The sequence below is a fragment of the Nocardiopsis valliformis DSM 45023 genome, from assembly GCF_000340985.1.
In the GTDB taxonomy this organism is placed as follows: domain Bacteria; phylum Actinomycetota; class Actinomycetes; order Streptosporangiales; family Streptosporangiaceae; genus Nocardiopsis; species Nocardiopsis exhalans.
Map to the genome: position 1 here is coordinate 1 of NZ_ANAZ01000076.1, position 1,319 is coordinate 1,319.

The window sequence follows — 1,319 nt, forward strand, 5'->3', positions numbered from 1 at the left end:
CAGCCAGTAGCGGGTGTGTTGGAAGGCGTAGTGGGGCAGGTCGACGCGGTGTGCGTGGGGGAAGACCTGGTGCCAGTTGATGGTGGTGCCGCGGGTGTGTTGGGTGGCCAGGGCGTGGGTGAGGGTTTGGGTTTCGGGGTGGTTGTTGCGCAGGAGTGGGGTGAGGGTGAGGGGTTCGTCGGGCAGGGTGGCGGTGACCAGGGAGGTGAGGACGGGGTCGGGGCCGAGTTCGATGTAGTCGGTGACGCCTTGGGTGTGGAGGTAGTGGAGGCCGTCGGTGAAGCGGACGGTGCCGCGTAGGTGTTGGGCCCAGTAGTCGGGTGAGCTGTGTTGTTCGGGGGTGGCGGGGGTGCCGGTGAGGTTGGAGATGACGGGGGTGTGTCCTGTGTGGAATTCCAGGGTGGAGACGGTCTCGCGGAATTTGGGCAGGACGGTGTCCATGTGGGGGGAGTGGAAGGCGTGGCTGACGGTGAGGTTTTTGACGCGGTGGCCTTGGGTGCGCCAGTGGTCGGCGATTTTGTGGACGTCGTCGGCGTCGCCGGAGATGACGGTGGAGGTGGGGCTGTTGAGGCCGGCGATGGTGACGGTGTCGGTGCCGTTGAGGGAGGTGGTGATTTGTTCTTCGGTGGCTTCGATGGCGGCCATGGCTCCGCCGGTTCGGGCGGTTTGCATGAGGTGGCCGCGGGTGGCGACGAGGGTGGCGGCGTTGGGGAGGTCTAGGGTGCCTGCGGCGTGGGCGGCGGTGATTTCGCCGATGGAGTGTCCGAGGAGGTAGTCGGGTTTGATGCCCCAGGTGTGGAGGAGGTTGAAGAGTGCGGTTTCGATGGCGAAGAGGGCGCACTGGGTGTAGAGGGTTTGGTGGATGAGGTGGGCGTGGGGGCTGTCGTGGGGGGCGAAGAGGATGGTTTTGAGGGGGTGTTCGAGGTGGGGGTCGAGGTGGGTGCAGATGGTGTCGAGGGTGTGGGCGAAGGTGGGGTGGGTGTTGTAGAGCTGGCGGCCCATGCCGAGGCGTTGGGAGCCTTGGCCGGTGAAGAGGAACGCGGTTTTGCGGTTGCGGGTTCGGGTGGCGGTGGTGGTGTTGGGTGCGGGTTGGTTGTGGGTGAGGGCGTTGAGGGCGGTGAGGAGTTGGTGGTGGTCGTTGCCCCAGACGGCTGCGCGGTGATCGAGGGTGGTGCGGTGTGTGGCGAGGGTGAGGCCGATGTCGTGGATGTTGGTGTCGGGGTGGTTTTGGATGTGGTTGGTCAGGCGTGTGGCTTGGTCGCGTAGTCCTTGGGGTGATCGGGCGGAGAGCACCCAGGGAACAGTCGGCCACGCGGGGG

The 1,319-nt window shown here is 66.0% G+C and carries 1 protein-coding gene; it reads right to left on the bottom strand.

From position 1 onward, the window contains the following. The coding region (locus tag D457_RS33900; protein ID WP_152514442.1) for an acyltransferase domain-containing protein at positions 1-1,293 on the bottom strand (1,293 nt) is incomplete at its 3' end. Positions 1,294-1,319: the final 26 nt, after the last annotated feature.